Consider the following 7,270-nt stretch of genomic DNA (forward strand, 5'->3'; position numbering starts at 1 on the left):
TCGGAGGTATTTGAATGTATTCGCTGATCCGTCCTTTGTTATTTAAACTGGATGCGGAGACCGCTCATCACTTGGTTTTATCTACTCTGGATAACTTGCCTGGATGGTGTTTTAAAACAAATGCAGGTAAACCTGTTCATGCCATGGGGCTGGTTTTCCCGCATCCGGTTGGATTGGCTGCAGGTCTTGATAAAAACGCCGATCACCTTGATGGTCTGGAAAAACTGGGGTTTTCTTTTATAGAGGTGGGAACAGTCACCCCAAGACCACAGTCGGGAAATTCCAAGCCTCGTTTGTTTCGTCTGCCCGAGGCGCAGGCGCTTATTAACCGAATGGGGTTTAATAACCAGGGTGTCGATGCTCTGGTTACTCACGTTAAAAAAGCAAAGTACAACGGGATTTTAGGCATTAATATCGGTAAGAATAAAGAGACGGCATTGCAGCATGCGGCTGATGATTATTGTTATTGTCTGCAAAAAGTATATGAACATGCCTCATATGTTACCGTTAACATTTCATCACCTAATACCCCTGATTTACGCCAGCTGCAAAAGGGTGATTATCTTGTTCAGTTGTTGTCTTTGTTGCATACGGAGCAAAAAAAACTCGCTGATCGTTATCAAAAGCATGTGCCTTTGGTCGTCAAAGTATCTCCTGATGAGGATGAAGAAACTTTGAAAGTCATGACTGATGTGTTTTTAAGTCATGGTATTGAGGGAATTATAGCGACCAATACCACCTGCACTCGAGAGCAGGTTAAAAATCTTACCCATGGCGATGAGCAGGGCGGTTTAAGCGGAAAACCTGTTGAAGAACTGGCGAATCGATGTTTGACTTTGTTGAAACATTATGTGGGTGATGCGATTACTCTGATTGGAGCCGGTGGTATTGATAGCCCGGAGGCAGCCCAAAGGAAAATTGCAGCTGGGGCATCCCTGATACAACTGTACACTGGATTGATTTATCAAGGCCCTGGCCTGGTGAATCAGGTGATAAACAAATTAAGTGAAACATGATGTACATCACCAAAGAGCAAGCGGCGCGCATGGAAGCGTGCATCAAACAAACGCATATTGAAGTGACTCAAAATTATATAAATGGAAAAACATTAGAAATAAATGGCGGTGCCGCCTGTTTTTCTGGACATGATTCTTTTTTATCTCAGGTTGTGGGTTGGGGATTTTATACAAAACCAAAGTATTTCAAGTCTGAGATTGAAACCATAGAGTATTTTTATAAGGAGCGTGCTCATAGGCAGGTTGATATAGAATTATGTCCCTACGTCGGTAATGATTTGATGCGTTTTTTATGCGCAAGAGGATACAGTATTAGCGAGATCAGCTCAGTTTCTGTTCTTGATTTATCTTCGGTTAAAGAGGACGAGCAGCCGGGCAGTTTCTATCCAATCAGGATAGTACCGGCGGATGAGTTGAATTATTGGGCCAGACAAGTTGCTGCAGGATTTGGTTATCCTGAAGCTCAGGAGCAGTTTATTCGTTATGCCAGAGCAAAAGGGGTTGTGGTGTTTGGTGTTTATGATGAAGATCGGATTATTGCAGGTGCTACTCTGGCCATGCATGGAGAGGTATGTGATTTGGGAGTAGCCAGTACTTTACCTGCTTTTAGAGGAAAAGGGTTGCAAAAAAAATTGCTTTTAGCTCGATTACATTATGCAAGACAATATGGGTTGAATACGGCTACAGTAACCACCGAACCCGGAACTATATCTGATTTGAATGTGCAAAAGACTGGTTTTCGATGTGCCTATTCTCGCATTAAAATGTCCCGAACAGTAAGGTCCTGAAGCGTCCATTTGCTTTTTACAGCGAGTCTAATCCAATCGTTTTGTTGCATTTTTTGTCGCTTATTCTTTTATTTCTTCTCCAAGAGTGTTGGCACAAAATCACAATAAGGGGTACAATTTAGTTCATTTGCCAACCTTTGACCCGCTAATCAATGAAAAATAATACTCCTGTTAAAACCAGTCTGCTGTACAAACGTTTATTATCCTATGTAAAACCGTTTTGGCCTGTGCTGATTTTAGGAATATTGGCTAATATTCTTTATTCTGGAATTGATGCCACGTTTACTTATTTAACCAAGCCTTTTCTTGATAAAGGTTTTATCAACATTGATATAGATTTTGTTAAAAAAATCCCGCTCATTGTGTTGATAGGTATTACTTTGCGGGGTGTGGTCAGTTCATTGGGTAGTTATTGCATGACCTGGGTTGCCCGTTCGGTTGTAAAGGTACTCAGGCAGAAGGTTTTTGCACATATAGTCCATTTACCTGCTGATTTTTATGATGAAGCCACTTCAGGCCAAATGTTGTCCAAAATTCTTTATGACGTGGAACAAGTCGCACAGGTCAGTGCGGATGCGTTGACAGATTTTGTGCAAAATACATGTCTTGTTATTGGTCTTCTTACAGTGATGATGGTTATATGTTGGCAGCTTTCCCTGATGTTTTTACTCACCATTCCGTTTATTGGTTTAATCGTAAATTACACTAATAAACGAGTGAGGCGAATAAGCCATAAGGTACAAAAAACCATGGGTGAAGTTACGGAAATTGCAAGTGAGGCTATAGAAGGGTATAAAGTCGTCCGTATTTTTGGCGGTGAGGCGTATGAGGAAGGAAAATTTAATGCCGCAACAGAGCATTCTCGAATAAATGACATGAAGGTTGCGGTAAGCAAGGCGGTTAATGTCTCTGGAGTGCAGGCTGTTATTGCTGTGGGGATAGCAGCTATCATTATGGCCGCAATTCAACTTTCAACAGTTATTACAATAACCGCTGGTTCATTTTTGGCAATTATCGCTGCCATGTTGCAGTTAATTAAACCCATGAAGACCTTAACCACATTGAATGCCACTATTCAGAGAGGACTAGCTGGTGCTGAAAGTGTGTTTCATATTCTTGATTTGCCCATAGAATCAACGCAGGGTATCGCATTAAAGAATAAAGCATTGGGAGCAATTGAGTTTAAAAACGTGTCCTATGCCTATAGAGATGGGCACCGTGTGTTGCATGATGTCAGTTTTAACATTGAGGCGGGCACTTGTGTTGCTTTGGTTGGTCACTCTGGTAGTGGTAAGACTACGATTGCCAGTTTGTTACCTCGTTTTTATGAAGTATCTGAAGGCATGATTACTCTTGATGGCATTGACGTGAATCAGATCAGTTTAAACAGTCTCAGGGAACAAATGGCTTTAGTCAGTCAAAACGTGATGCTGTTTAATGATACCTTGGCAAATAATATTGCTTACGGGCGCAGTGATATCAGCCGGCAGCAGATCATTAACGCAGCAAAATTAGCTTACGCTGATGAATTCATTGCACAACTGCCGCAAGGATACGATACTCGAGTTGGCGAAAATGGCGTATTGTTGTCCGGTGGACAAAGACAAAGAATAGCCATAGCACGAGCCATCTTAAAAGATGCGCCAATTTTAATTCTTGATGAAGCCACTTCAGCTTTGGATAGTGAATCGGAGCAGTACATACAAGCAGCATTGGAACAGGTTATGAAAAATCGTACTACCCTGGTTATTGCGCATCGATTATCAACCATCAAACATGCTAATAAAATTATTGTCATGCAGCATGGCCGTCTTGTAGAACAAGGTTCTCACCATGAGCTGTTGCATTTGCAAGGTCATTATGCCCAGTTGTATAAAGTACAACAAATAGGCATGGTTCCAGAGGACGCACTGGCTTGATGACGGCTTTTTTTGAACAATTGTGGTATAAAAATCATCCCTTACGTTGGTTTTTATTACCCTTTTCCTGGTGTTATGGTTTTATTACTCTGATTCGCCGCAGGTATTTGGAGCTTTTTTGTCAACACAATCCTTCTGTTCCGGTAATTGTTGTGGGGAACGTATCGGTAGGTGGTGTAGGAAAAACACCCCTGGTGATCGCTTTAGCCAAAAACATACGCCAAAAGGGGATAAAAGTAGGAGTAGTCAGTCGAGGATACGGGGCGAAAATCAAAACCTTTCCCTACGAAATACAATGCACTGATACTGCATTAGATGTTGGTGATGAGCCTTTAATGATCGCACAAAAGACTGATTGTCCGGTAGTTATAGCCCCTAATCGTATGGACGCTGTTCATCATCTTGTCAACAAACATCAGGTTGAACTGATAATTAGCGATGATGGTTTGCAACACTACCGTATGGGACGATCTATAGAAATTGCCGTGATCGATGGTCTTCGTGGCCTTGGAAATCGCTTGTTATTGCCGGCAGGTCCTTTACGAGAATCTCCTGCGCGTTTGAATGAAGTGGATTTTATTATTGTAAATGAGGGCACTTGGGATAAGGCCTACCCAATGTGTTTAACCCCTGGAAAAATCATTAAGTTATCTACAGGTGAAGAAGTTGAGCCTGATGAGTTGAAAAAAAGAGATGTGGCAGCAATCGCAGGGATAGGAAATCCACAACGTTTTTATTCCACTTTAACTCGTTTAGGGATAGAATTCAAAACTTATTCTTATCCTGATCATTATCAATTTGAGCCTATTGATTTTAATCAACCAGAATCTCTTATTATCATGACGGAAAAGGATGCCGTGAAATGTCGTTCCTTTAGTTCTGACAAAATGTATTATCTACCTGTTGACGCAACATTAAATAAAGCCTTTTGGGACGCATTATGGACGCACAAATTATTAAAGGGTTATTGCTAATATGATATCAGTACGAATTTGGATGATTTTATTTTGCTTGATTATGGTGATGAGCAGTTCGGTGATAGCGGCTGATGTAGCGTCTGAAGAAATTGATGAAATTTTAAAGCCCGTGGAGCCTTTGGTTGGCAGCTGGACTTTTTCCGGCATGGTAACCAATGAAAGCGGAGATCGTTATGGTTATTTTTTTCAAATCCAAAGAGAAGGTACTGATTTTCATACAAAAACAGCATTAATCGATGGACAGACCAATAAATTGGTTCTTTTTTACGAGGGAAGCGAAAAAATTGAGCATTCAACTCAGCTCAATTGGCAGGTTGGCCGTTCTTTTATCCGCTACAATCCTATCAACGACAGTTGGATATTTGGTGTGAAGAGCGCAGAGGGCAAAGGGTTTAATTTTAAAGTGGATATGTTAAAACAGGCCAAAGAAACAAATGAAACGCTAACTTTAAGACCTGGTGTTGATTTACAAGCACTGCAGACCAGTCGTTTAAATGGACACATCCAAACAGGGTCTGAAACAAAAGAGCAATTCGTTACCGGAAATAAGGCTTGGTTCGGCAAAGTATGGTTTAGTAAAGATCAAACAACGCCTCATGATGTGAGTACGACTTTTTGTCGCCTGGATGATGATAATGGATTCTACTCCGCAAATCTTAAAGAAGAAGATGCCACAGGGGCTGCGGTTGCAGGTTGGCGTGACGCAGCGGGTAACAAAGTTAGAATGTCGCAATTTATTTCCATCAAATCGTTGGAATCCAATCAATGTCTTTTGAGTCTTGGATTTCCTAAAATGAGTTTAAAGTTATTGAACACTTTATCCTCTCAAGAAAAACCGCTGGATGATACTACTGCTGCATCCAAATCCCATCTATCTGTAGCGGGGTTTTCCGAAAATAACCCCAAAGGATTTTGTTTTATTACCGAACAGTCTTTTGCTCAGGTCAAAGATGCGGCTGTAGCGGCGTTGGCAACTACGGCTTAATTCAACTAAACAAGCTTATAAGGTCATAGTTTATGATATAACGTATGACCTTAACGAGCTTGTCTTTTCCCAAAAGATAACCTCAGGATGACGTGCGATTAATCTGTTTTTTTTCGGGAAGGAAGTGAGTCAGTATGCTTGCCATGATTAATCCAGCTGGAATAATCAGTAAAGCTTTCTGATAATCTGCGAGAATGTAGATGCCTGGATGCGCACTGAACCCATCCAGCAAATACCCTACAAGCGGTTGTAAAACAGGGGCTGAGAGCATGGCCAAAGTATTGGTAAATCCGGTACATGTAGAAAGCGATTCCGGGGGCGCAAGCTCATTGGCAATTGAAAAAGCAAGCATATAAGCCCCACAACACAACCCTATAATAAACAGCAAGCTTCCCATCAACACCGTATTGTGAATAGGAAGATAGAGCGTAATCAATAGCAGTAGGGCAGTGGACAAACAGGATGCGTGAATCAGCGGCTTTCTTTTAGCACAGTGAACAGATAAAAGCCCAAATACAGGGCAACTCAATCCCGCTCCCAACAGAATCATTGAAGTCAGTATGCTCGCTGTTTTGATGGTGCAATTGAGTTTTAATTCCAAAAAGGGAACTGCCCACAATGCGCCAAAAACCGTAATGACTGCAAACTCCAGACCAACAAAAATCCCGTTTATCCAGGCAAGCCTGTTTTTTAAAATAAGAAAGAACTGGGTTTTATAATCGTACTTTATTCGGGATTGAGGTTTATGGCTGGGAATAAATTTGAAACATAATGACGTAATTAACAGACCTAAAAAGCCTGCTCCAGTGATAAAATAACGCCAGCCAAGGCTGGTAATTAAAGATCCCATACCAATCATGCCAAAAACGGTTACAGTAAATCCCAGTGTTTCAGATAAACCTATCATAAATGCATAGTGTTTTAAGGGATAATGTTGGCGTAATAGATGAGAGAGGCCTACAAACGCAAATGAAGACCCAGCTCCGATAATAAGCCTTCCTAAAAACAGGTAGGGAAGAGAATGTCCTGAAGCAAAAATAAAACAGCCAAGAGCGCACAAAGCCACATTAAGGGTTAAAAGAGTTCGGGTATTGTACCGATCAAATAACAATCCAACCGGGATTTGAAATGTGGTATAAACATAATAAAACGCACTACTTAATAATCCAGCCAATAACGCTGACAGATTTTGTTCGTACATGATGGCGCCTACAATAATCCCTGAGGATAATTGCAGAAAAAATTGAAAGAGTAAAAAAAATACGCCAACCAGCCAAATAACAGTTCTGGGAGCATGTTGTTGCGTTGTAATAATCAAAAGTAACCAGTTTTGTTAAAAAAACAGCGACTATATAGGATATAGCAGAATCTGTAAATTTTTTTTATTGGTCTCTTTTAACGAGCTGTTCCCAAAACTTTCTCTGTTTTTTTTGGAAAATTGGTAAAACACAGAATTTAATGTTTCCAGTCGCAATGAGCAATCTTTTTAACTTAGAGTAAGAGTAACTCCCCAGGTCGTCATCCAGAGGAGCGAAGCGACGAAGGATCTCCAGCAAATGGCACTTATTAAATTAATGTAAAAAAT

At 40.8% G+C, this 7,270-nt stretch carries 6 protein-coding genes; 5 read left to right on the forward strand and 1 reads right to left on the reverse strand.

Features of this window, described 5'->3' with window-relative positions; genetic code table 11:
• The first annotated feature begins 14 nt into the window (after positions 1–14).
• From Lwor_RS04485 to Lwor_RS04505, 5 genes are all read left to right on the forward strand, one after another.
• Complete coding sequence (locus Lwor_RS04485; protein WP_058492714.1) at positions 15–1,016, forward strand: quinone-dependent dihydroorotate dehydrogenase; 1,002 nt, start codon at positions 15–17, stop codon at positions 1,014–1,016.
• Complete coding sequence (locus Lwor_RS04490; protein WP_172458842.1) at positions 1,016–1,804, forward strand: GNAT family N-acetyltransferase; 789 nt, start codon at positions 1,016–1,018, stop codon at positions 1,802–1,804. Before Lwor_RS04485 ends, Lwor_RS04490 begins: the two co-directional genes overlap by 1 nt.
• A 152-nt stretch (positions 1,805–1,956) precedes the next feature.
• Positions 1,957–3,723, forward strand: coding sequence for a lipid A export permease/ATP-binding protein MsbA (gene msbA / locus Lwor_RS04495; protein ID WP_058492716.1), 1,767 nt, complete (start codon positions 1,957–1,959; stop codon positions 3,721–3,723).
• Entirely contained in the window at positions 3,723–4,697 is a 975-nt protein-coding gene (gene lpxK, locus Lwor_RS04500) for a tetraacyldisaccharide 4'-kinase (protein WP_058492717.1), read from the forward strand. Before msbA ends, lpxK begins: the two co-directional genes overlap by 1 nt.
• A 1-nt stretch (position 4,698) precedes the next feature.
• Complete coding sequence (locus Lwor_RS04505; RefSeq protein ID WP_058492718.1) at positions 4,699–5,685, forward strand: hypothetical protein; 987 nt, start codon at positions 4,699–4,701, stop codon at positions 5,683–5,685.
• Positions 5,686–5,767: 82 nt separating this feature from the next.
• Here Lwor_RS04505 and Lwor_RS04510 read toward each other — a convergent pair whose 3' ends face one another.
• Entirely contained in the window at positions 5,768–7,003 is a 1,236-nt protein-coding gene (locus Lwor_RS04510) for an MFS transporter (RefSeq protein WP_338011234.1), read from the reverse strand.
• Positions 7,004–7,270 lie beyond the last annotated feature (267 nt).

Origin of the sequence: Legionella worsleiensis, assembly GCF_001467535.1 — a bacterium.
Taxonomy (GTDB): Bacteria; Pseudomonadota; Gammaproteobacteria; order Legionellales; family Legionellaceae; genus Legionella; species Legionella worsleiensis.

What these genes read in the sequence shown, in the direction of transcription:
- Lwor_RS04485 (WP_058492714.1), top strand. Translation starts at nt 15, where the DNA reads ATGTATTCGCTGATCCGTCCTTTGTTATTTAAACTGGATGCGGAGACC.
- Lwor_RS04490 (WP_172458842.1), top strand. Translation starts at nt 1,016, where the DNA reads ATGTACATCACCAAAGAGCAAGCGGCGCGCATGGAAGCGTGCATCAAA.
- msbA (WP_058492716.1), top strand. Translation starts at nt 1,957, where the DNA reads ATGAAAAATAATACTCCTGTTAAAACCAGTCTGCTGTACAAACGTTTA.
- lpxK (WP_058492717.1), top strand. Translation starts at nt 3,723, where the DNA reads ATGACGGCTTTTTTTGAACAATTGTGGTATAAAAATCATCCCTTACGT.
- Lwor_RS04505 (WP_058492718.1), top strand. Translation starts at nt 4,699, where the DNA reads ATGATATCAGTACGAATTTGGATGATTTTATTTTGCTTGATTATGGTG.